Annotated in this window: 21 protein-coding genes; 16 read left to right on the top strand and 5 right to left on the bottom strand. The window is 42.6% G+C overall.

From position 1 onward, the window contains the following. The first annotated feature begins 23 nt into the window (after positions 1-23). The 3 genes from trmB to NST73_RS13920 all read left to right on the top strand — a co-directional run bounded on the left by trmB (position 24) and on the right by NST73_RS13920 (position 3,401). Positions 24-665 (top strand): tRNA (guanosine(46)-N7)-methyltransferase TrmB, encoded by a 642-nt coding sequence (gene trmB / locus NST73_RS13930; protein WP_025207815.1) that lies wholly within the window; start codon positions 24-26, stop codon positions 663-665. 116 nt (positions 666-781) lie between these two features. Further along, positions 782-1,630, top strand: coding sequence for an MBL fold metallo-hydrolase (locus tag NST73_RS13925; protein ID WP_035391091.1), 849 nt, complete (start codon positions 782-784; stop codon positions 1,628-1,630). Between the two features lie 73 nt (positions 1,631-1,703). Continuing rightward, on the top strand, positions 1,704-3,401 hold the full coding sequence (locus NST73_RS13920) for an NAD-dependent malic enzyme (protein ID WP_035391093.1): 1,698 nt from the start codon (positions 1,704-1,706) through the stop codon (positions 3,399-3,401). Positions 3,402-3,441: 40 nt separating this feature from the next. Here NST73_RS13920 and NST73_RS13915 read toward each other — a convergent pair whose 3' ends face one another. After that, a complete protein-coding gene (locus NST73_RS13915; protein ID WP_003217759.1) occupies positions 3,442-3,756 on the bottom strand; it encodes a PepSY domain-containing protein in 315 nt (104 codons plus the stop codon). Between the two features lie 199 nt (positions 3,757-3,955). Between NST73_RS13915 and NST73_RS13910 the strand changes: the two genes are divergently transcribed. After that, positions 3,956-5,029, top strand: coding sequence for a M42 family metallopeptidase (locus NST73_RS13910; protein ID WP_017358321.1), 1,074 nt, complete (start codon positions 3,956-3,958; stop codon positions 5,027-5,029). Positions 5,030-5,236: 207 nt separating this feature from the next. Here NST73_RS13910 and NST73_RS13905 read toward each other — a convergent pair whose 3' ends face one another. Then, on the bottom strand, positions 5,237-5,683 hold the full coding sequence (locus NST73_RS13905; protein ID WP_007501817.1) for a YtoQ family protein: 447 nt from the start codon (positions 5,681-5,683) through the stop codon (positions 5,237-5,239). Between the two features lie 200 nt (positions 5,684-5,883). On the opposite strand from NST73_RS13905, the gene NST73_RS13900 reads away from it, so the two are divergent. The 11 genes from NST73_RS13900 to ccpA all read left to right on the top strand — a co-directional run bounded on the left by NST73_RS13900 (position 5,884) and on the right by ccpA (position 17,460). Further along, entirely contained in the window at positions 5,884-6,912 is a 1,029-nt protein-coding gene (locus NST73_RS13900) for a PTS sugar transporter subunit IIC (RefSeq protein ID WP_019743715.1), read from the top strand. Further along, complete coding sequence (locus NST73_RS13895) at positions 6,899-7,219, top strand: thioredoxin family protein (protein ID WP_003217665.1); 321 nt, start codon at positions 6,899-6,901, stop codon at positions 7,217-7,219. Before NST73_RS13900 ends, NST73_RS13895 begins: the two co-directional genes overlap by 14 nt. Positions 7,220-7,237: 18 nt before the next feature. Beyond that, positions 7,238-8,050 (top strand): DUF1444 domain-containing protein, encoded by an 813-nt coding sequence (locus NST73_RS13890; RefSeq protein ID WP_096881746.1) that lies wholly within the window; start codon positions 7,238-7,240, stop codon positions 8,048-8,050. 16 nt (positions 8,051-8,066) lie between these two features. Next, positions 8,067-8,672 carry a YtpR family tRNA-binding protein gene (gene ytpR, locus NST73_RS13885; RefSeq protein ID WP_058337269.1) on the top strand — a complete coding sequence of 202 codons (606 nt, stop codon included), beginning with the start codon at positions 8,067-8,069 and terminating at the stop codon, positions 8,670-8,672. 196 nt (positions 8,673-8,868) lie between these two features. Continuing rightward, on the top strand, positions 8,869-11,622 hold the full coding sequence (locus NST73_RS13880; protein ID WP_144680009.1) for a DNA translocase FtsK: 2,754 nt from the start codon (positions 8,869-8,871) through the stop codon (positions 11,620-11,622). 302 nt (positions 11,623-11,924) lie between these two features. Then, entirely contained in the window at positions 11,925-13,223 is a 1,299-nt protein-coding gene (gene murC, locus NST73_RS13875; protein ID WP_008343047.1) for a UDP-N-acetylmuramate--L-alanine ligase, read from the top strand. 223 nt (positions 13,224-13,446) lie between these two features. Beyond that, positions 13,447-13,863 carry a DUF948 domain-containing protein gene (locus NST73_RS13870; RefSeq protein ID WP_017367864.1) on the top strand — a complete coding sequence of 139 codons (417 nt, stop codon included), beginning with the start codon at positions 13,447-13,449 and terminating at the stop codon, positions 13,861-13,863. Between the two features lie 29 nt (positions 13,864-13,892). Then, positions 13,893-14,363, top strand: coding sequence for a YtxH domain-containing protein (locus NST73_RS13865; RefSeq protein WP_041092587.1), 471 nt, complete (start codon positions 13,893-13,895; stop codon positions 14,361-14,363). Between the two features lie 30 nt (positions 14,364-14,393). Further along, the gene (gene ytxJ, locus NST73_RS13860) at positions 14,394-14,717 is read left to right on the top strand and encodes a bacillithiol system redox-active protein YtxJ (RefSeq protein WP_007501805.1); all 324 of its coding nucleotides are present in this window, start codon (positions 14,394-14,396) and stop codon (positions 14,715-14,717) included. 214 nt (positions 14,718-14,931) lie between these two features. Further along, positions 14,932-16,008, top strand: a complete 1,077-nt coding sequence (locus NST73_RS13855; protein ID WP_017358315.1) for a bifunctional 3-deoxy-7-phosphoheptulonate synthase/chorismate mutase — start codon at positions 14,932-14,934, stop codon at positions 16,006-16,008. A gap of 450 nt (positions 16,009-16,458) precedes the next feature. Continuing rightward, complete coding sequence (ccpA, locus tag NST73_RS13850; protein ID WP_039168428.1) at positions 16,459-17,460, top strand: catabolite control protein A; 1,002 nt, start codon at positions 16,459-16,461, stop codon at positions 17,458-17,460. Between the two features lie 43 nt (positions 17,461-17,503). On the opposite strand, the gene NST73_RS13845 is transcribed toward ccpA, so the two are convergent. The 3 genes from NST73_RS13845 to NST73_RS13835 are packed head-to-tail and all read right to left on the bottom strand — an operon-like array spanning position 17,504 to position 19,973. Beyond that, complete coding sequence (locus NST73_RS13845) at positions 17,504-18,664, bottom strand: acetoin utilization protein AcuC (protein WP_144680007.1); 1,161 nt, start codon at positions 18,662-18,664, stop codon at positions 17,504-17,506. Continuing rightward, positions 18,661-19,302, bottom strand: a complete 642-nt coding sequence (locus NST73_RS13840; RefSeq protein WP_017358312.1) for a CBS and ACT domain-containing protein — start codon at positions 19,300-19,302, stop codon at positions 18,661-18,663. The genes NST73_RS13845 and NST73_RS13840 overlap by 4 nt, the downstream gene beginning before the upstream one ends. A gap of 38 nt (positions 19,303-19,340) precedes the next feature. Then, on the bottom strand, positions 19,341-19,973 hold the full coding sequence (locus NST73_RS13835) for a GNAT family N-acetyltransferase (RefSeq protein ID WP_144680005.1): 633 nt from the start codon (positions 19,971-19,973) through the stop codon (positions 19,341-19,343). Positions 19,974-20,128: 155 nt separating this feature from the next. On the opposite strand from NST73_RS13835, the gene acsA reads away from it, so the two are divergent. Further along, complete coding sequence (acsA, locus tag NST73_RS13830) at positions 20,129-21,853, top strand: acetate--CoA ligase (protein ID WP_144680003.1); 1,725 nt, start codon at positions 20,129-20,131, stop codon at positions 21,851-21,853. Positions 21,854-21,905: the final 52 nt, after the last annotated feature.

Genomic DNA, 21,905 nt, shown 5'->3' with positions numbered 1-21,905 from the left:
AAAGAAAATAGAGGTGTATCAAATTGAGAATGCGACATAAACCATGGGCGGATGATTACTTAGCTGAAAATGCTCATATTGCTTTAGCCAACCCTGAACAATACAAAGGGAAATGGCATGAGCTGTTTGGAAATGATCATCCAATCCATATAGAAGTCGGTACAGGAAAAGGGAGCTTTATTGCCGGAATGGGCAAGCTTCATCCTGAGATAAACTATATCGGCATTGAATTATTTAAAAGTGTCATTGTGACGGCAGTCGATAAAATCAAAGAAACAGATGTAGAAAACGTAAAGCTTCTAAACATCAACGCAGAGACACTGACAGATGTCTTTGCGGAAAATGAGATTGATCGGGTGTATTTGAACTTCTCTGATCCGTGGCCAAAATCAAGGCATGAAAAACGTAGGTTGACGTTTAAAGCCTTTTTAAAGCGATATGAACAGATCCTCCGTCCAGGCGGTGAATTACATTTCAAAACCGATAACCGCGGACTATTTGAATATTCCTTGAAAAGTTTTTCGTCTTACGGACTCCTTTTAACATATGTGAGCCTTGATTTACATGAGGATGGTCTCGAAGGAAATGTCATGACAGAATATGAAGAGAAATTCTCTTCCATGGGACAACCGATCTATCGATCAGAAGTAAAATTCCCTGAATAACAAGCGAACAAAGCTGGCTGCAACGAACGATTGCGGTCAGCTTTTTTTGATAAAAAGATTAGCACATGCGATTTTCCTTTGTATTTGCTACGATAGAATAAGGAGGGATGACAGCAATGGAGACAATGAAAATAGGTGAAATGGAACTGTTCTGGTTAAATGGGGGAGATACACACATGGATGGCGGTGCCATGTTTGGCGTGGTGCCAAAGCCATTATGGTCAAAAAAATACCCTGTGAATGATCGAAATCAAATTGAATTACGGTGTGATCCAATGCTCATACGGTGGAACGGTCTTCATCTGTTAGTAGATTCCGGCATCGGGTCAGGGAAGCTGACAGAGAAACAAAAACGCAATTATGGCGTCACAGAGGAAACGAAAATAGAGGAATCACTTGCGGCTCTCGGTTTGCGCCCATCTGATATAGATTACGTCTTAATGACTCATTTGCATTTTGATCATGCAAGCGGGCTGACAAAACGTGAAGGCGATGAGCTTGTGTCTGTTTTTCAGCAGGCCAAAATCATCACGTCCAAAATTGAATGGGACGAAATGAGAGCACCGAACATCCGCTCAAGAAATACATATTGGAAAGAAAACTGGGAGCCTGTTGCCGATCAAGTCATGACATTTGAAGATAGCATCGAAGTAACAGAAGGCATTCGCCTGCATCATACAGGTGGACATAGCAATGGGCATAGCATCTTAACGCTCACAAGTCAGGGAGAAACAGCTATTCATTTAGCGGATATCATGCCGACACACGCTCATAAAAACCCGCTTTGGGTCTTGGCATACGATGATTATCCAATGACCTCGATCCCGGCGAAGCAAAAATGGCAGGCATTTGCCGAAGAAAACAATGCGTGGTACTTGTTTTATCATGATGCCATCTACCGTGCTGTAAAGTGGGATGAAGACGGGGCAATGACCCATGAGGTCAAAAGAGAAACCGGAAGATAAAAGATCATCTGTATGTTTTTGCGCCTTTCACACAAAATAACGACAAAATGAACTTGTGAAAGGAAGAGTGCAGGTGAATCAATTTTATCGTGTACATGGTGATGTCATCGAGACACCGTTAAGAGGGATCGAAGTCATGTCTGTCCCTTATTTAAACAAAGGGGTCGCATTTACAAAGGAAGAGCGGGAAGAGCTTGGGTTAAAGGGATTTCTGCCGCCGAAGGTGTTAACACTAGAAGATCAAGCAAAGCGTGCATATGAACAGTTCAAAGCACAGCCAGACGCACTTGGGAAAAATGTCTATTTAACTGCGCTTCATGACAGAAATGAAGTGCTCTTTTATAAATTATTAAATGAGCATTTGGCAGAAATGCTGCCGATTGTTTACACACCGACCGTAGGAACAGCGATTCAGCGTTACAGCCACGAGTATAGAAAGCCAAGAGGAATTTATTTATCCATTGATGACCTAGAAGGAATGGAAGAAATTTTTGCATCTTACGGAGTGGATGAATCAATTGATCTCATTGTCGCAACAGATGCAGAAGGAATTTTAGGCATCGGTGACTGGGGTGTAGGCGGAATCGCCATTTCAGTCGGGAAGCTGGCTGTTTATACAGCCGCAGCAGGTATTGATCCTAGCCGTGTACTGGCAGTGGTGCTTGATGCTGGAACCAACCAAGAAAGCCTTTTAAATGATCCGCTTTATGTGGGAAATCAGCACTCCCGCGTTCGAGGAGAGCGCTATGATCAGTTTATTGATCAATATGTTGAGCTTGCCCGTGCGACTTTTCCAAATGCACTTCTTCACTGGGAAGACTTCGGTACAAAAAATGCGCGCGCCATTTTGGAAAAATATAAGGACCGTATTTGTACGTTTAATGATGATATTCAAGGAACTGGAGCCGTTTCACTTGCTGCCGTTCTGGCTTGTGCAAAAGCATCGAAGGTTCCGCTGAAAGATCACCGAATCGTGATCTTTGGAGCAGGTACAGCAGGGATTGGTATAGCCGAGCAAATTCGTGATGCCATCGTGAGAGATGGTGTCAAAGAAGAGGAATCATATGATCATTTCTGGTGTATTGATAAAACGGGATTGCTCACAGATGATTCACCCGACATTCAGCCATTCCAAAAGCCGTATGCAAGACGTTCTGATGAAGTGAAGGATTATGCACGTAATGGTCCAAAGCATTCGATTGATTTGTTAGAGGTCGTGAAGCAGGCGAAACCTACGATCTTAATTGGTACCTCAACTGTAGGTGGGGCATTTACAGAGGAAATAGTGAAAGAAATGGCGTCACATGTAGAGCGGCCAGCGATTTTACCGATGTCAAACCCGACACCTCTTTCAGAGGCAAAGCCGGAAGATCTCATTGAGTGGACAGAAGGACGTGCGCTTGTCACAACGGGAAGCCCGTTTGATCCAGTTGAATATGGCGGTGTGACATATGAAATTGGGCAGGCAAATAATGCCCTTGTGTTTCCAGGGCTTGGTCTTGGAACGATTGTGTGTAAAGCCCGCCTCATGACAGACAGCATGTTTGTTGCGAGTGCTGAAGCGATTGCGAGCATGGTCAATGTCGGAAAACCGGGTGCTGCGATGCTTCCAAGTGTTGATCAGCTCAGAACGGTTTCAGCGACAGTGGCTGTCCGTGTGGCACAAGCAGCGATTGACGAAGGAATTGCGGAAGAAACCCCAGATGATCTCATTCAGGCTGTGCAAGACGCCATGTGGCACCCTGTATACAAAAAAATCAAAGCCATCTAAAAAAAGCTTCGCAAGGACTTGTCTTTGCGAAGCTTTCTTATTAAGCAACAGAATCAATGACATCAACGATCATGCCTGTTTTTGCATCAATCATGACTTCATACTGTTCAAGCTCGCCAAAGGCAGAGCGTGTAATGCCAGATTTGTACACATCAATCGTTTCACCATTTACGGTATACGGTTCTGGTACAGTATAAATCCAAGAGCCATCAATCGGGCCTCGCTGTTTAAAAGCGGATTTCACAATTTTTAACGCTTTTTCAGACGAGATATACGTCGGGAAAAAGACTTTCTTTGCAACAATTGCAGCGGCTACGCCAATACTCGCACCAATCAGAACATGTTTTAACTTCAACGTGCTGCACCTCCGTATTGCTGTTTTTTCCATTATACAAAACTTGTCCAGCGATGTTAAGAAATCCGAATACTTGAAAGCATATTCAAAATTTCTGGAGAGATACTTGGAAAACCGAAAGAATTCTTATAGTATAAAGTGAGTGTTATTTTTATAGGAATTTATATGGTCATTACATAGAAATGAGGGTAACTGTCAAATGAACGAAGAAACAATGTCGCTTTTCCGAAATTTAACAGAACTACAAGGGACTCCAGGTAATGAGCACCATGTGCGTGCTTTTATGAAAAAGGAACTTGAGAAATATTCCGATGAACTCATACAGGATCGTCTTGGCGGAGTGTTTGGTGTCCGCAAAGGCCCAGAGAACGCGCCGAAGATTATGGTGGCTGGTCATATGGATGAAGTCGGCTTTATGGTGTCATCCATTACGAAAAACGGAATGATTCGTTTTCAAACACTTGGCGGCTGGTGGAGTCAAGTGATGCTTGCGCAGCGTGTGGATGTTCATACGGATCACGGGCCAATTCCGGGCGTTGTATCGAGCACACCTCCTCACCTTCTGACACCAGAACAAAAAAGCAAACCAGTAAAACCGTCAGATATGCTGATTGATATTGGTGCAGACAGTGAAGAAGAAGCGAAAGAGCTTGGTGTTCGCCCAGGGCAGCAAATCGTTCCTGCAACGGTCTTTACCCCAATGGCCAATCCAAAAAAGATTTTAGCCAAAGCTTGGGATAACCGCTATGGGTGCGGACTTGCCATTGAATTATTGAAAGAATTAAAAGACGAAGCTCTTTCATGTCAGCTATATTCAGGCGCAACCGTCCAAGAGGAAGTAGGGCTGAGAGGTGCTGAGGTAGCTGCGAATATGATTCAGCCTGATCTGTTCTTTGCTCTAGATGCGAGTCCCGCAAATGATGTGACGGGAGACAAATCACAATTTGGCCAGCTTGGAAAAGGTGCACTTCTTCGTATTTATGATCGCACGATGATTACGCACCGAGGCATGAGAGAATTTGTCCTCGATACAGCCGAAACAAACAATATTCCATATCAATATTTCGTATCGCCAGGCGGTACGGATGCTGGACGTGTCCATATCTCAAATCAAGGTGTACCGTCTGCTGTTATTGGTGTATGTGCGCGTTACATTCATACAAGTCACTCTGTCTTGCATGTGGATGATTATGCAGCGGCAAAAGAATTAATTGTTCGTCTTGTGAAAAATTGTGATCAAAGCACGGTGGATTCGATTTATCAACAAGTGTAAACGATAAGAAAAAGGCTGCCTCTTTTAAGAGCACAGCCTTCAGCGTGTAGACAAACCCTCGCATTCGGTGTCAGTCCTGCGTGCCGGTGTTCACGAATGTCAAATTCGCTCCGCGCCGGTACTCGACTTTCCTAGGGCTGCAAAGGTTTTCTATCACGCTGAAAAGAAGAAAAAGGGCTAAAATCAAGTTCATTTTAGCCCTTTTTCTTATTCTTGTTCAAACACGTATGACAATGCCTTAATTGCTTGATTCACTGTTTCGACAGTGATATTTGCTTTGTTTGATAGTTCCTTTAGTGGATGATGTAATTCTTTAGGACGAATTAAAATAAGGGGTTTTCCTTTGGCGATGGCAGAAGAAGCATCCATTGCCGTGTTCCACTGTTTATATTTCTCACCAAAGCGGGCGATGACAACGTCTGCCTTATTTAATAATAGTTCGGTGCGGAAATTGTTCAAATCAGAAGCCGCATCGTCTTTCAAGATGGCATTTGGCTGCCCGCCTAAAATATCTTCTCCGATGTTATCTGATCGGTCATGATTCTCCATTGGGCCAACAAACGTCACTGGTAGTTTCAAAGACTGGCTTTTTTCCTTAATTTCATCGCGCCACTGGCTATGAATTTCTCCAGCTAAATAAACCGTTAATTGCATAACAATCTCCTCCTTGTGCACAAACTTAGTAAAGGTTTGCCCTGTTTCTTTTCATGTTACACAAGAAGTGCTTGATAAAGCAAAAAAAATATGATTATGATATTCATGGTAGAGACTATTTTTCATCGTAAGAAGACTACATATAATGGGAAGGACAGGCCTCTTCGTCTTTCCTATGAGAAAGCAGGAAGACGACGTTGATGACTTATTTAAAAAGAAAGGGTATTTCCCTTTCGCCAAAGGTCTATTTTATTGATGCACTCTCTTATATGGCTTTAGGTCTATTTGCTACATTAGTGGTAGGGCTGATTTTAAAAACAGCAGGCGGCCTGTTATCATTTCCTCTCATCGTGGAAATGGGAACGCTCGCAATGGGGCTGATGGGACCAGCAATTGGCGTAGCGGTTGCTTATCGCTTAAACGCTTCTCCTTTAATTATTTTCGCAAGTGTTGTTTCAGGTGCCGCCGGAGCAGAGCTTGGGGGACCTGCTGGAAGCTTCGTGGCTGCTCTTATTGGTGTGGAATTAGGCAAACTCATCAGTGGTGAGACAAGAATTGATATTATTTTAACGCCGCTTGTGACCATTATCACAGGTTTTCTCACCGCTGCTTTCATCGGCCCTGGGATTCAGGCGGTGATGACAGGGCTCGGCAGGCTGATCGTATGGGGGACTGACCAAAGTCCACTCATCATGGGCATGCTGGTTGCAACCATTGTTGGACTTGCTCTTAGCTCACCGATTTCAAGTGCTGCGCTTGCGCTGATGCTTGATTTAAGCGGTCTTGCTGCTGGTGCGGCGACGATTGGCTGCTGCGCGCAGATGGTCGGCTTTGCTGCTGCAGGATTTAGGGAAAATCGTTTTGGCGGTCTTGCTGCGGTAGGCATTGGAACATCAAAACTACAGCTGCCGAACATTGTGAAAAATCCGCTCATTCTCATTCCGCCGACGATTGCAGGACTGATTCTTGCACCAATTGGTATCATTGGCTTTGGGATGGTCAATAATGCGGCAGGAGCGGGTATGGGAACTAGCGGACTTGTCGGCCAGCTCATGACACTCACAGTCATGGGATTTCATCCTTCCGTTTTCCTCGCTATTGCTCTCTTGCATATCGTTGGCCCGGCAGTGATTAGTTTGGTAGTATCAGAATGGATGAGAAAGAAAGGCTATATACAATTCGGAGATTTAAGTATACAAACTGGAGGAATCAAACATGAAAAAAATTGAATCAAACGAAGAATTACAAAAAGTGATTCAAGAAGACTTAACCGTATTACTATTTTCAGCTGACTGGTGCCCGGACTGCACATTTATTGAGCCGTTTTTGCCAGAGCTTGAAGCAAACTATCCAGAATTTGAATACTTCTATGTGGATAGAGATCAGTTCATCGACACTTGTGCAGAGTGGGAAATTTACGGAATTCCAAGCTTTTTAGTCTTTAAAAACGGACAAGAGATCAACCGTTTTGTCAGCAAAGATCGTAAGACAAAGGAAGAGATTGAAGCATTTTTAACAGATTCTCTTTCTAAATAACGAAAGGAGAGTCTTATCATGGCGAAAATGACATCAAGACAGCTTGCCAATCAATTGAAAAGCCGTCTGACGAACGACAACTGGATACACCAGTTCGACAGGGAAAAAGATACGCTTCGTGTGGAAGATAAACATACAGGAAAGGGCATCACGCTTGAGCTCCCGCCGATTATTGCAAAGTGGGAAGTAAAGCCTGATGAAACACTGGATGAGATTGTTTATTATGTGAAAGAGGCGCTCAGCGCTATGAAAGGTGAAGCGCAGCACATCTCAGGTAAAGAAAAGCACATTTATCCGGTCATTCGTTCAACGTCCTTTCCAGAAACATCAAGTGATGAGATTCCGCTCGTTTTTGATGAGCATACAGCAGAGACAAGAATCTACTATGCACTTGACCTTGGAAGCACCTACAGATTAATTGACGAGAAGATGCTGCAAAAGGAAAACTGGACAAAAGAACGAATCAGAGAAACCGCAAGTTTTAACGTCCGTTCACTAAAGACTGTCGTGAAAATGGATGAAGTGGCGGGCAACCGTTTTTATTTCTTCCGTGCAAACGACGGGTACGATGCAAGCAGAATTTTAAATGAATCGATTTTACAAGAATACGCGCAAAAAGTAGAGGGGCAAATGGCCATTTCCGTTCCCCATCAAGATGTGTTCATCATTGCAGATGTACGCAATGAATCAGGCTATGATATTTTAGGGCAAATGTCGATGAGCTTCTTCGCTAGCGGCACGGTTCCGATTACTGCCTTGTCATTTTTATATGACGAAGGCAAGCTTGAACCGATCTTTATTCTTGCAAAAAGCAGACCAAAACAGCAGTAGAAGGGAATTTTGAAGAATGAACGTTTTTTATAATGCAGAAGGTGTCGGCGACACACTCCTTATTTCATTGAAAGATGTAACAAGAGAAGAAGTAGGTCATGAAACGTTTGGAGATGTCGTAAGAATCTTCAATCAAGACACAAAAGAAACAACAGGTTTTAATATTTTCAATGCATCTACTTACATGAAAATTGAAGAAAACGGATCTGTACCGCTTTCTGAAACGCTTGTTCAAGATATCAATGAAATTTTAAACCGCAACGGTGTCAGTGAAACATTAACAGTGGATCTATCACCTAAGTTTGTGGTCGGTTATGTGAAGGGAAAAGAAAAACATCCAAATGCAGATAAACTGAACATTTGCCAAGTAGATGTTGGCGATGAAACCTTACAAATCGTGTGCGGTGCACCAAACGTTGATCAAGGTCAATATGTTGTGGTTGCGAAGGTCGGTGCTGTGATGCCGAGCGGTTTGGTGATCAAAGATGCTGAATTAAGAGGTGTTCCTTCAAGCGGAATGATTTGTTCTGCAAAAGAATTAGATCTTCCGAATGCGCCTGCTGAAAAAGGGATCCTTGTTCTAGAAGGAAGCCACCAAGCTGGCGAACCATTTGAAGCGTAACCTCCCATAAACGGGTACAAATGAGCGAAGAATGTGTTATACCAAAAGTCACTAAGTACGTACTTAGTGACTTTTTTTCATCTACAGACAGCATGAACAGCAAAGCGTAGCACTTTTCTCGCTTTTCTGCATGAAAAAGCAATGGTATACTAAAAATCGCCCAAGAAAACGTAAGGGGAGTTAAAGTGAGTGATAAATGATGAGTTGGTTAGATAAATTTTTTAGTGTATTTTTAGGAGAAGAAAAAAAAGAAGAAAAAGCTGAGAGGCCTGAAACAGGTCCGATTGCACCAAAGCAGCCAGCTGTTGAACAACATAAAGAATATAAAAAAGTTGAAGATACGAAAGTGTATTATGAATATCCAAAAGGCAATTTCCGCTTTCCTCTCGTTCCAGATGAACCTGCACGTGAGGCAGCAAAGCAACAAGAAAGAAGGCGCACGCGGCCAAGTCAGCCAAAGGCAAAGCAGGCGACCTATCAGCCAAAACAAACGGTGCAGCCTGATCTCAATAAAAAGCCTTTTAAACCAGAGCAAATCCCTTCACCCATCTATGGCTACCACCAGGATATGCGTCCAAAACATGCAGCAGCCAAAGAAGACACATCTTCTGTCAAAATGAAATCGGCAGAAGAAACGTCACAGCGTGTCACACTGTTATCAGAAGAAGCAGAGCGTGAACGGAATGTAAGACAGCAAATGAACATCCCGTCTATACGAAAAGAACAACGTATGGAAGACATGATGTCAGCCCAAAGAGCAGAACAAGTAGAGAAGCAACCTGTCACGACGCCGCTTACTTTGCAAGAGGAACTCGCTTATCAAGATCACGTTCAATCAACGATGGAACGTTTATATGACGAGCCTTTCAGTGAGACAGAGGATCAAGATCAAGCTTTGTCACAGACCAAAGACGATCGAGAAGCTTCCTTACATATGGAGCAAGCTGAAGCATCTAAAGAGCCTCTAGAGATGGAGCAAGAACAGGCAGTCACCGTTGAACAAGAAGAGCCGATGATTCCGCTTGAAGATGATGCTGAGAAAAAAGAGAGCTTTACATTTGAAACAGCTTTAAGCGCATCACCAGCACTCGACATGGAGATAGAAAGCCCAGTAGAAGAAACTGCGATGCTGGAAGAGAATGAAGTAGAGGCTGCGGAGGAAACAACAGAGGCTGCATGGATAGAAGAAAGTCAAGCAGACGTGTCAACGGCAGCATTTGAACAAGAAGAACCGTTGATCTTACAAGATTCGCAAGATGATGATTCTCTGCCGGAAGAAAAATTAACAGATGATGAAGTCATGCCAGTTGAAGAAGCATCAGATGAATTTGCTGACTCTGGACAAGCAGAGATCGCCGGGGATATGGCAGAAGAGCTTGAGGAAACACCTGAAGAAACGCCTGAAATAAAACGTGAAGAACCAAAACCGTCTTCTCCACAGCCAAAGCGCTCAAACGGTCAAACCTCCACCGTTCCTTTTAACGTCATGATGTTAAAAAGTGATCAGCGCGTGCAAGGACAGAAGAAAACGGCAGATGCACAAGGATATGTATTTCCGAGTTTAGCCCTTCTAGACGTTCCGCCAGCACAAAAAGAAGAGGACGGAACATGGGTGAAAGAACGGGCAGAACTGCTCAATGCCACACTGAAAAATTTCAATGTCAGAGCAAGTGTTGTTCATGTGACGCAAGGTCCTTCTGTTACAAGATTTGAAGTGCATCCTGAACCAGGCGTGAAAGTGAACAAAATTACAAACCTGTCAGATGATATCAAACTCAGTTTGTCTGCAAAAGATATTCGCATCGAAGCGCCGATTCCTGGGAAGAACACGATTGGAATCGAAGTGCCGAACCTTCACAGCAAAATGGTTTTCTTAAGAGAAATGATCAGAAGCAGTGCTTTTAGAGACAACCCATCTCCATTAACGGCAGCGCTCGGATTGGATATTTCCGGTCAGCCCGTTGTGGTTGATTTGCAAAAAATGCCGCACGGCTTAATTGCCGGAGCAACAGGTTCAGGGAAAAGTGTCTGTATTAATACCATTCTCGTAAGCCTGATGTTTAAAGCTTCACCTGATGAAGTGAAAATGCTGTTAATCGACCCTAAAATGGTCGAACTGGCGCCGTATAATCACATTCCGCATCTTGTGAGCCCAGTTATTACTGATGCCAAGACAGCAACAGCTGCTTTGAAATGGGTAGTAGATGAAATGGAAAGACGCTATGAACTGTTTGCACACTCTGGTGTGAGAGAAATCAAACGATTTAACGAACTGGTGAAAGAAAAACAAATGGGTGAAAAACTACCATATCTCGTCGTTGTCATTGATGAGTTGGCTGATTTAATGATGGTCGCACCAAATGAAGTCGAAGAAAGCATTTGCCGAATTGCCCAAAAAGCAAGAGCATGCGGGATTCACTTACTCATTGCGACGCAGAGACCTTCTGTTGATGTCATTACAGGCCTCATTAAAGCAAACATCCCAACAAGAATTGCTTTCTCTGTTTCAAGCCAAGTGGATTCAAGAACCATTATTGATATGGCAGGTGCTGAAAAACTTCTCGGAAAAGGAGACATGCTGTTCTTAGAAAATGGCTCTGGCAAACCGACAAGGCTGCAAGGGAACTTTGTATCAGATCGAGAGATTGATGAAGTGGTAGCGCATGTGAGAAAACAGCGCAAACCTGTGTTCCTTTTTGAACAGGAAGAATTGATGCTCCAAGGCTCTGCCATTACAGACGAAGATGAATTGTTTATGGACGCATGCAGGTTCGCCATCGAGCAAAATAGTGCAAGTACATCCAGTTTGCAAAGAAGATTTAGAATTGGCTACAATCGAGCAGCGAGATTGATTGATATGATGGAACGTGAAGGAATGATCTCTGGTGCAAAAGGCAGTAAGCCAAGAGAGGTCCTCATGACACTGAGTGATTTAGAACAATTGATCTAAACAAACCACTTCATTTTTTTGATAAACATGGTATGATAGCACATAGGTGCAATTTTTGAATTGGACGCTTTTCGCATGCCTGTCTGAACGCTTTTTAACGAAAATGAGCGAAAGCAGGTGTTAGAAATGGGAAAGTTGTCGGATACTAATCATAGTTAATATTGATTAGAATAGGAAGATCGGAAAAAAATCTTTATTTGGAGCTGCGATTTGTGATCAGCTAGAGACAAAAATCACAAGTTGCAAATTGAAATGAGCGTCATATACTGTAAGTCAGATAGACGTTTGTTGGAGGTACAATTATGACTGTTTATCATTTTGTTGGAATAAAAGGGACAGGTATGAGTCCACTGGCCCAAATTCTTCATGATACTGGGTATACTGTCCAAGGATCGGATATCGAAAAACATATCTTTACACAAAAAGCATTAGAAGAACGAAATATTAAAATTCTTCCATTTGACCCAGATAATATTCAGCCAGGGATGACGGTGATTGCAGGAAATGCATTCCCAGATACACACCCTGAGATTGAGCGTGCTCTTTCTGAAGGGATTCCTGTCATTCGTTATCATAAATTTCTTGGAGAATACATGGATTCATTCACAAACGTTGCAATTACTGGTGCTCATGGTAAAACATCGACAACAGGTCTGCTTGCACATGTGATGCAAGCGGCAAAACCAACTTCCTACTTAATCGGTGATGGATCTGGAATGGGGAAAGAAAACAGCGAGTATTTTGTATTTGAAGCGTGCGAATACCGCAGACATTTCCTCAGCTACCATCCAGACTATGCGATCATGACCAATATTGATTTTGATCACCCTGATTATTTCACGGATATTGATGACGTGTTCGATGCGTTTCAAAACATGGCACTTCAAGTGAAAAAAGCCATTATCGCCTGCGGTGATGACGAGCATCTGCTCAAGATCCAAGCAAAAGTACCTGTTGTGTACTACGGATTCAATGAAGAAAATGATTTCCAAGCACGAAATGTTGTGAAAAACACAGAAGGCACCACATTTGATGTATTTGTACGTAATACGTTTTATGATACCTTCTACATTCCTGCTTACGGAAACCACAATGTCCTTAACTCATTAGCGGTTATTGCATTATGCCACTATGAGGCCATTGATGTAGAGCTCATCAAAGGTGCTTTAACGACATTTGGCGGTGTGAAACGACGCTTTAATGAAAAAGTAGTCGGTGAACAAGTCTTAATTGACGACTATGCGCACCATCCGACTGAAATTGAAGTCACGATCGAAGCAGCTCGCCAAAAGTATCCAGACCGTGATATTGTGGCAGTCTTCCAGCCGCACACTTTCACTCGTACACAGCAATTTTTAAGTGAATTTGCGGACAGTCTGAAAAAAGCAGACTATGTATACCTCTGTGATATTTTCGGCTCAGCTCGTGAAAACATTGGGAAACTAAGCATTGAAGATTTGCGGGAAAAAATTCCGCAAGCCCAATTGATTGAAGAAGAAGAGACATCTGTGCTGAAAGCACATGAAAATGCGATCTTGGTCTTTATGGGAGCAGGAGATATTCAAAAGTATCTTCGTGCTTATGAGAAAGTCGCAGTATAATTGCCTGTCAAAAAGTGCCGATTCAATCGGCGCTTTTTTATTTTGAATAAAATGTGACAAAGGGGCTAAATGTGACAAGATGTGCCGCTTTTTTTCGTTCGCTGTGGACAGGAATTGGCGAATAAGTGTAGAATTATTATTCAATCGGTCATTCTAGGCGATGTTTGAATGATACAACGAGAGGGTATTGAATTGAATATGCCCGCAGCAAAGGAGGTATCAGATGATTATTATTCTCTATTTAAGCGTTGCACTCATCGCAATCGCTTTCCTCATTCTTGTCATCTACTTGTCCAAAACATTGAAATCCTTACAGCTGACATTAAAGAATGTCGCATCAACTTTAGAAGGTCTTGAAGGACAGATGCAAGGCATCACCACAGAGACAGCACAGTTGCTACATAAGACCAATCAGCTTGCTGAAGATATTCAAGACAAATCGGCAAAACTTAACACAGTTGTGGATGCGGTGCAGGGAATTGGTGGCTCGATCAACCAATTTAATACAAGCATAAAGCAGGCAGCTGGTGCGGTTTCTTCATCCGTTGAACGAAATCAAGAGAAAGTCACGGATGTGGTAAGCTGGAGTAACGCAGCACTTGAAATCTATAAAAAATGGAAACAGCGTAAACAACAATAAACAACCATTTTCGCATAGGAGGAATAATCATGAGCAAAGACGGAATCAATAGCAAAGACTTTTTGATCGGAACACTTATCGGTGGCATTATCGGTGCAACAACGGCATTATTTTTAGCACCAAAGTCAGGGAAAGAGCTTCGCGATGATTTGAACACCCAAGCGAATGCCCTAAAAGAAAAAACAGATCGTCTTACAACAGATGCAAAGGAAAAAGGCACTGAATATGTGACGATTGCGAAAGACAAAACATCTGAATTGTCTCAGCTCGTAGCAGAGCAGTCAAACCAGATTTTAGACAAAGTAAAAGACATAAAAGATCGTACAGCTGGAAAAGCTAAACAAGTAAAAAGCGAAGCAGAAGATGCTGCAGCAAATATAGCGGATGAAGCTTCAGATGTAGCAGATGAAGCAAAAGTAAGAGCACAAGAAGCAAAAGCAGACATTGAAGACGGCATCAAAGATGTCAAAGAAAAAGTAGAACAATCTACGAAAGGCTAACTCGCTGCTTAAGTTAGGAAGGAGCACATCATGTCTAAACAACTCATAGAAACAGAAGAACAGTTTGATCAACTAACGAATCAAGACGGAACCTTTGTCTTTTTTAAGCACAGTTTGACATGTCCAATCAGCCAAGCTGCTTTTCAAGAGTTTGAAGCGTTTGCGTCAGAACATGAGGATGTTCCTGCTTATTTCTTGCAAATTCAAAACACAAGAGAGCTTTCATCCTATGTGACTGAAAAGTCAGGGATCAAGCACGAAAGCCCACAGGCACTCATCTTTAGCGGTGGCAAAGTAAAGTGGCATGCTTCTCACTCAAGCATTACAAAAGAAGCGCTTGAACATAACATGTAGAAAAACGTCAGCGATTGCTGACGTTTTTTTTATAAAAAAGGTTTACTTGCATCAAAAGTATGCTATAATCTTACACATAATACTTTATCGCTTAAAAGCGTTTGGGTAATAAAGAATTTTTTCGTGACAATTCCGAAATCTTTGTTTATAATAAACCCTATTATAAGAGATCAAAAATAAAAAGCGAGAGCGGGCAGAGGAAAGGATGACAAAAATGAGCAACAATGAATTGGAACAATTGAGACAGCAAGCAGATGAACTAAATCTTCAAATCTTAAAACTGATCAATGAAAGAGGAAACATTGTAAAAGAAATTGGAAAGGCTAAAGAAGCGCAAGGTGTCAACCGTTATGACCCTGTCAGAGAGCGCACAATGCTTAATCAAATTCTTGAAGAAAATGATGGCCCATTTGAAAATTCAACGATTCAACATATTTTCAAAGAAATTTTCAAAGCAGGTTTAGAGCTTCAAGAAGATGACCACAGCAAAGCACTTCTTGTTTCTCGTAAGAAAAAACCTGAAAATACAATTGTAAATATCAATGGAGAAGCGATCGGTGACGGAAAACAACGTTTCATCGTTGGGCCATGTGCCGTTGAAAGCTACGAGCAAGTTGCAGAAGTAGCGGCAGCAGCGAAACAGCAGGGACTAAAACTTCTTCGTGGTGGCGCATTTAAGCCTCGCACAAGTCCATACGACTTCCAAGGACTTGGCGTAGACGGTCTAAAAATTCTAAAACGTGTAGCAGATGAATACGGTCTTGCAGTTATTAGTGAAATCGTGAATCCTGCTCATATTGAAGAAGCGATTGAGCATATCGATGTCATCCAAATTGGAGCACGTAACATGCAGAACTTCGAGCTTTTAAAAGAAGCTGGATCAGTGAACAAACCAGTTCTTTTAAAACGCGGTTTAGCAGCAACAATTTCAGAATTCATCAATGCAGCTGAATACATCATCGCACAAGGAAATGACCAAATCATCCTTTGCGAGCGAGGCATCCGCACATACGAAACAGCCACAAGAAATACACTAGATATCTCGGCTGTGCCAATCTTGAAACAAGAGACACATTTACCAGTCTTTGTTGACGTGACACACTCAACAGGACGCAGAGATCTACTTCTTCCAACAGCTAAAGCAGCTCTTGCGATTGGAGCAGACGGTGTGATGGCAGAAGTGCATCCAGATCCATCTGTTGCCCTATCTGATTCAGCGCAGCAAATGGACATTCCACAATTCGAAAAATGGTTAGATGCGTTAAGACCACTTGTCAACATTCACGCATAATCATAAATAGAAAAGCCGCCGGATGACAGCCCGGCGGTTTTTTCATGAAAAAATATGATCGAGATTGGCAATGAAAGGAAAAGAGCACATTGCAAGCTAAAAATACGCTTGTTCACAATGTTTTCATTTTTAAAATTCGATAGAATCTGCTAAGATCATTGTCATAGCTGACGTTCGCAACGATTTTTGGTGAAATATGATTCAATTTACAGGTAACAAGCTCATTAAAGTTTGTTTAATTTAGTTATAAAAAGAAAGGGAACGTTTTCATATGAAGAAAAAACGTGTATAATTTCATAAAAGAATGTCATTTTGATGTAGATTGAAAAATTATGTGTCTCTTTTCATCGTTTTAATGACAAATAGGATATTATTTTCCTCGTATCTGACATGTCTCTATCCAATTGGTGAATGCTATAGATATGAAGTGTATTTGAAGGAGTGATTTATGTGAATAATGTTACAATATATGATGTAGCAAGAGAAGCAAACGTAAGTATGGCAACGGTATCACGCGTTGTTAATGGTAATCCAAACGTAAAACCAACAACAAGAAAAAAGGTGCTTGAAGCAATTGATCGTCTCGGCTACCGTCCGAACGCAGTCGCACGAGGCCTTGCAAGTAAAAAGACCACAACAGTTGGGGTCATCATCCCTGATATTTCAAGTATTTTCTATTCAGAGCTTGCACGAGGAATTGAAGATATTGCGACGATGTACAAGTACAACATTATTTTGAGCAACTCAGACCAAAATACTGATAAAGAACTTCATTTGTTAAACACAATGCTTGGCAAACAAGTAGATGGAATCGTTTTTATGGGCGGAAACATTACAGATGTGCATGTGGAAGAATTTAAGCGCTCTCCTGTACCCATTGTACTTGCAGCATCTGTTGAAGAGCAGGCACAAACACCATCAGTCAACATTAACTATGAACAAGCCATTTATGATTCAGTTCAGCTATTAGTTGAAAAAGGACATAAACGAATTGCGTTTGTATCTGGACCAATGTCAGAACCAATTAACTCTATGAGAAAGCTTGCTGGTTATAAGCGTGCGCTTGAAGAAGCTGGTATCGCGTTTGACGAAGCGCTTGTTGCTGAAGGAGACTACTCATATGACTCTGGTATTGAAGCGCTCGCTAATCTACTTGATCAATCTGACAAGCCGACGGCTGTGATTGCAGCTACTGACGAAATGGCGCTAGGTGTCATTCATGGAGCGCAGGACAGAGGCGTATCAATTCCTGAAGATTTAGAAGTGATTGGTTTTGATAACACAAGACTATCCCTCATGGTTCGCCCTCAATTGACAACAGTTGTTCAGCCGACTTACGATATTGGCGCTGTTGCGATGAGACTTTTGACAAAGCTCATGAACAAAGAACAAGTAGAAGATCAAATTGTTGAATTGCCACATAGAATCGAAGAAAGACAATCGACGAAATAAAAAAGAAAGCAGGCTCACTTGATCAGTGGACGCCTGCTTTTTTTTATGCCTTTTTCTTTTCTCGTCGCACAGGCATGAGTGCTTTTTCTACCGTTTGTGCATTTTTTTCTGTAATTTCTGCTCTTCTTGGAATCGGTGGATATAAATCGTCAGGATCTAGCCATGTGGATGGAAGCGGAACAGGCGATTGTTTTTCCCATGCCCGAATCCATTCCTGAGGAAGTGCATCTGGTGGTGTAATGCCTTTCATCTCAAGCCAAATGCGGCTCCATGCTCTTGGGACGACACGCCAAATATCATAGCCGCCTCCGCCCACAGCGATCCATTTTCCATCACAATATTGATGCGCCAGCTCATGGGCAATTCTAGGAATTTCCTCATATATTTTCATGGTAGCAGATAAATGCGTCAAAGGGTCATAATAGTGGGCATCTGCTCCATTTTGCGTCAAAATGACATCTGGTTTAAAAAAAGCAGCAATCTCTGTCACTGCTGTTCGATAGGCTTCTAAAAATGATTCGTCTTCTGTAAATGCGTCAAGCGGGATATTATATGCATAGCCATAGCCTTTATCATGACCCCTTTCCTGTACTTGTCCAGTTCCAGGGAACAAATAGCGCCCTGTTTCATGAATGGAAACAGTACATACCTCTGGATCATCATAGAAGCTAAACTGTACACCATCGCCATGATGAGCATCTGTATCAATATATAAAATTCTAGCGCCATATGTCTTTTGAATATACTGAATGGCCACAGAGCTGTCATTATAAATACAAAAGCCAGAAGCACGCCCTTTAAATCCATGGTGAAGCCCGCCGCCAAGATTGAGCGCATGCTGCGAATGTCCAAGCATCACTTGATCAACCGCTGTTAATGTCCCGCCAACTAGGAGAGAAGCTGCCTCATGCATCCCTGCAAACATCGGGGTATCCTCAGTGCCAAGACCATAACGTTCCCCCTCTGTGGTGGACAGTTTTCCTTCACTTGCCCGCTGTACTGCTTGAATGTAGTCTGCTGTATGGACAAGCTTTAATTCCTCCAGCGTCGCCATACGAGGTGCGACAATCTCATCATCCGTTAATGCCTTCATTTTTTGAAGAAGATCATAAGTTAAGTAGACGCGAAGCTGATTGAAGGGATGATCTTGGTGAAACTGGTACGTTTGAAAAGATGGTGAAAAAACAAAGGTCGCTTCCTTCATTTGATCGTCTGCTCCATAGGCCAGAGCACTTTATAACCTTTTGCACGAATCAGCTTCATCACATGATCTGCATGCATCGTTTGAAGGCGGAAGACGAGCACTTTAGAGGCTTCATTGGCATGTGGGTACACGAGTACACTCAGCATTTGAATATGCTGTTCTTTTAAAATGGACGTAATGTCTGCAAGACCCTCTGTCACTTGCGCTACTTCAACCTCTAAATGTGATCCAGGCTGATCTGCACCTGTTAGTCTTACAAACGTACGAAGTAAATCTGTTTTTGTGATGATCCCTACAAGCTTGCCACGTCTCACAACGGGAAGACAGCCAATTCCGTGTTCAAAAAAGACACTTGAAATCTCCTCAACGAAATCAAGCGGATGAGCGGTAATCGTCTCTAGCACCATGATGTCTTCAACCGGCCGCTGAATAAAAAGCTGCCTTTTCTCTGTTTCAAAAATACTTGGACTGGCATTTTTAATATCCCGATCTGTCACCATCCCAATGACAGATCCCTGCTCAGATACGATGGGAATATGCCGAATGTGATGTGCACTCATTTTTTGAATGGCTTCTTCAATCGTATCGGTTTTGCGCAGCGTGATCACATCACGCTCCATAATTTGTTCAATCATCATGTTTACCAATCCCCTTTGCCAAAAAAACGAATTGAACGTTAATACATAAAGCGCTGATGGAAGCGAAGACGATCGAAACGCTCGATCGAATCAGGACTCACATGTTTCCCAATTCTGGCCATTAAACAATTGGCTGGATGTGAGCTAATCTCTGGCTCGTCTGTTGCAAACCAGACAAGACCGCCGGCGTTCATCATTTTCTCCATCATTTTGCGGTACTCCCACACGTTTTTCTTTGTCCCCTTTAAATCCCAATGCCAGTAATATTCAGTTGTAATGATAATGTAATTCTCCATTTGCTCATCCATCATGCTCACATCCAGTAAATGCTTGCCAAGTGAGCAGCCTCTGAATGGAGGAGCGACTTCAATGGCACCGAGCTCAATTAAATTGTCCATGTTGCCTTCTGACCAGCGTTCAAGCGGATCAGGGTACAAATACGTGACATAGCCTACGACAAGCTCATCCACCCTAGCAATGATAATACGTCCTTCAGGAAGATCTGCTATTTCAACAAGTGCTTGTTTCTGTTCCTCAGGCGTGCGAAATGCCGTTAGTCCTTCATGAAAACTATATTTCGCCAGCTCTGATGCAGGTACCGGGCCTTCAATCAGGATGGTGCCTGTTTCTCTCGTAATTGTTTTTGAATAATAAGTTTTAGGATGCTCCACGTATCCACCGCCTCAAATTCTAGTGAGTCGTCTCTATTTTATCTTAAATCTGACAATAATTAAAACGGTTTCATCAGAAGTTTTTTAAAAATTGAGAAAAAAAGTCATCTATACTATAATGGTCATTGTAAACGTATGCAAAGGGGGACTGTTTGATGAAAGTGGAAACGCTACCATCAGTAAAAGGGGACTATCATTTAAATGATTATGAGCAAGCATACAAAGAATTTTCATGGGAGGAAGCGAGAAAAAATTTCTCTTGGTATGAAACAGGAAAAGTAAATGCAGCTTATGAAGCGATTGACAGACATGCGGACTCGTTTCGTAAAAACAAGGTGGCGCTTCACTACAAAGATTCAGAGCGGGATGAAAAGTATACGTTCAGGGATATGAAAATCAAGACAAACAAAGCAGGAAATCTATTAAGAGAACAGGCACATGTGCAAAAAGGGGATCGCGTGTTTATCTTTATGCCAAGATCACCTGAGCTCTATTTTCTACTGCTGGGTGCTGTCAAAATTGGTGCGATCGTCGGTCCGTTATTTGAGGCATTTATGGAAGGTGCCGTCAAAGATCGTTTAGAAAATAGTGAGGCAAAAGTGATTGTGACAACGCCTGATCTGCTTGAGCGGATTCCGTTTGCAGAACTTCCAAAGCTTGAATCCGTCATCATTGTCGGTGGTGAAAAAGAGGATGCAGGTGGTGTGCGGACGATTCACTTTGAAGAAGCATTTGAACAGGCAGCGAAGGAGCTTGAAATCGAGTGGATGGATGAAAAAGATGGATATCTGCTTCATTACACGTCAGGGTCCACTGGTACGCCAAAAGGTGTGCTCCATGTTCATGGCGCAATGGTGCAGCAAGGCCAGACGGGTAAATGGGTACTTGATTTGAAAGAAGAAGATGTCTACTGGTGTACAGCTGATCCAGGCTGGGTAACAGGGACGGTGTACGGTATTTTTTCTCCGTGGCTGAATGGAGCGACGAATGTCATTTTAGGCGGCAGGTTCAATCCTGATACGTGGTACGAAACCATTGAATCGCTTGGTGTGACCGTTTGGTACAGTGCACCGACAGCCTTCAGAATGCTGATGGGAGCAGGAGACGATCTCATTCAAAAATATGATCTCAGCTCACTCCGTCATGTGTTAAGTGTAGGAGAGCCACTTAATCCAGAAGTGATCCGCTGGGGAGACGCTGTATTCGGTAAACGAATTCATGACACTTGGTGGATGACAGAAACCGGTGCACAGCTGATTTGTAACTATCCATGCATGGATATCAAACCAGGTTCGATGGGGAAACCAATTCCAGGCGTTGAAGCTGCGATTGTAGATAATGCCGGAAATGAACTTCCGCCATACCGGATGGGGAACCTTGCCATCAAAAAGGGCTGGCCGTCTATGATGCATACGATCTGGAACAATCCTGAAAAATATGAATCTTACTTTATGCCGGGAGATTGGTATGTTTCAGGAGATTCAGCTTATATGGATGAAGATGGATACTTCTGGTTCCAGGGACGTGTCGACGATGTCATTATGACGTCAGGAGAGCGGGTCGGTCCATTTGAGGTAGAAAGTAAACTGGTGGAACATCCGGCCATTGCAGAGGCTGGTGTCATCGGAAAACCAGATCCTGTGCGCGGTGAAATTATTAAAGCATTTATAGCGCTTAGAAGCGGATACGAACCGACAGATGAGCTGAAAGAAGAGATTCGTACGTTTGTGAAAAAAGGACTCGCTGCACATGCAGCACCGAGAGAAATTGAGTTTAAAGACAAACTGCCAAAAACACGCAGCGGTAAAATTATGAGACGTGTGCTAAAAGCGTGGGAACTGAATTTACCTGCTGGCGATCTCTCGACAATGGAAGATTAATCGCTTCCGTCAGTTGACTTGATATCAAAAGTATGTTAAAAATGACTTTAGT

Source organism: Bacillus sp. FSL W7-1034 (genome assembly GCF_038593365.1).
In the GTDB taxonomy this organism is placed as follows: domain Bacteria; phylum Bacillota; class Bacilli; order Bacillales; family Bacillaceae; genus Bacillus; species Bacillus altitudinis.
Note: the sequence above shows the minus strand (reverse complement) of the source record. Positions and strands in the feature narration are given on the sequence as shown.

Coding starts and splice junctions, on each gene's coding strand:
- NST73_RS13910 (WP_017358321.1), top strand. CDS start 3,956: ATGAACGAAGAAACAATGTCGCTTTTCCGAAATTTAACAGAACTACAA.
- murC (WP_008343047.1), top strand. CDS start 11,925: ATGACTGTTTATCATTTTGTTGGAATAAAAGGGACAGGTATGAGTCCA.
- NST73_RS13840 (WP_017358312.1), bottom strand. CDS start 19,302: ATGATGATTGAACAAATTATGGAGCGTGATGTGATCACGCTGCGCAAA.
- NST73_RS13870 (WP_017367864.1), top strand. CDS start 13,447: ATGATTATTATTCTCTATTTAAGCGTTGCACTCATCGCAATCGCTTTC.
- ytxJ (WP_007501805.1), top strand. CDS start 14,394: ATGTCTAAACAACTCATAGAAACAGAAGAACAGTTTGATCAACTAACG.
- NST73_RS13880 (WP_144680009.1), top strand. CDS start 8,869: ATGATGAGTTGGTTAGATAAATTTTTTAGTGTATTTTTAGGAGAAGAA.
- NST73_RS13855 (WP_017358315.1), top strand. CDS start 14,932: ATGAGCAACAATGAATTGGAACAATTGAGACAGCAAGCAGATGAACTA.
- NST73_RS13925 (WP_035391091.1), top strand. CDS start 782: ATGGAGACAATGAAAATAGGTGAAATGGAACTGTTCTGGTTAAATGGG.
- acsA (WP_144680003.1), top strand. CDS start 20,129: ATGAAAGTGGAAACGCTACCATCAGTAAAAGGGGACTATCATTTAAAT.
- NST73_RS13895 (WP_003217665.1), top strand. CDS start 6,899: ATGAAAAAAATTGAATCAAACGAAGAATTACAAAAAGTGATTCAAGAA.
- ytpR (WP_058337269.1), top strand. CDS start 8,067: ATGAACGTTTTTTATAATGCAGAAGGTGTCGGCGACACACTCCTTATT.
- NST73_RS13890 (WP_096881746.1), top strand. CDS start 7,238: ATGGCGAAAATGACATCAAGACAGCTTGCCAATCAATTGAAAAGCCGT.
- NST73_RS13845 (WP_144680007.1), bottom strand. CDS start 18,664: ATGAAGGAAGCGACCTTTGTTTTTTCACCATCTTTTCAAACGTACCAG.
- NST73_RS13865 (WP_041092587.1), top strand. CDS start 13,893: ATGAGCAAAGACGGAATCAATAGCAAAGACTTTTTGATCGGAACACTT.
- NST73_RS13905 (WP_007501817.1), bottom strand. CDS start 5,683: ATGCAATTAACGGTTTATTTAGCTGGAGAAATTCATAGCCAGTGGCGC.
- NST73_RS13900 (WP_019743715.1), top strand. CDS start 5,884: ATGACTTATTTAAAAAGAAAGGGTATTTCCCTTTCGCCAAAGGTCTAT.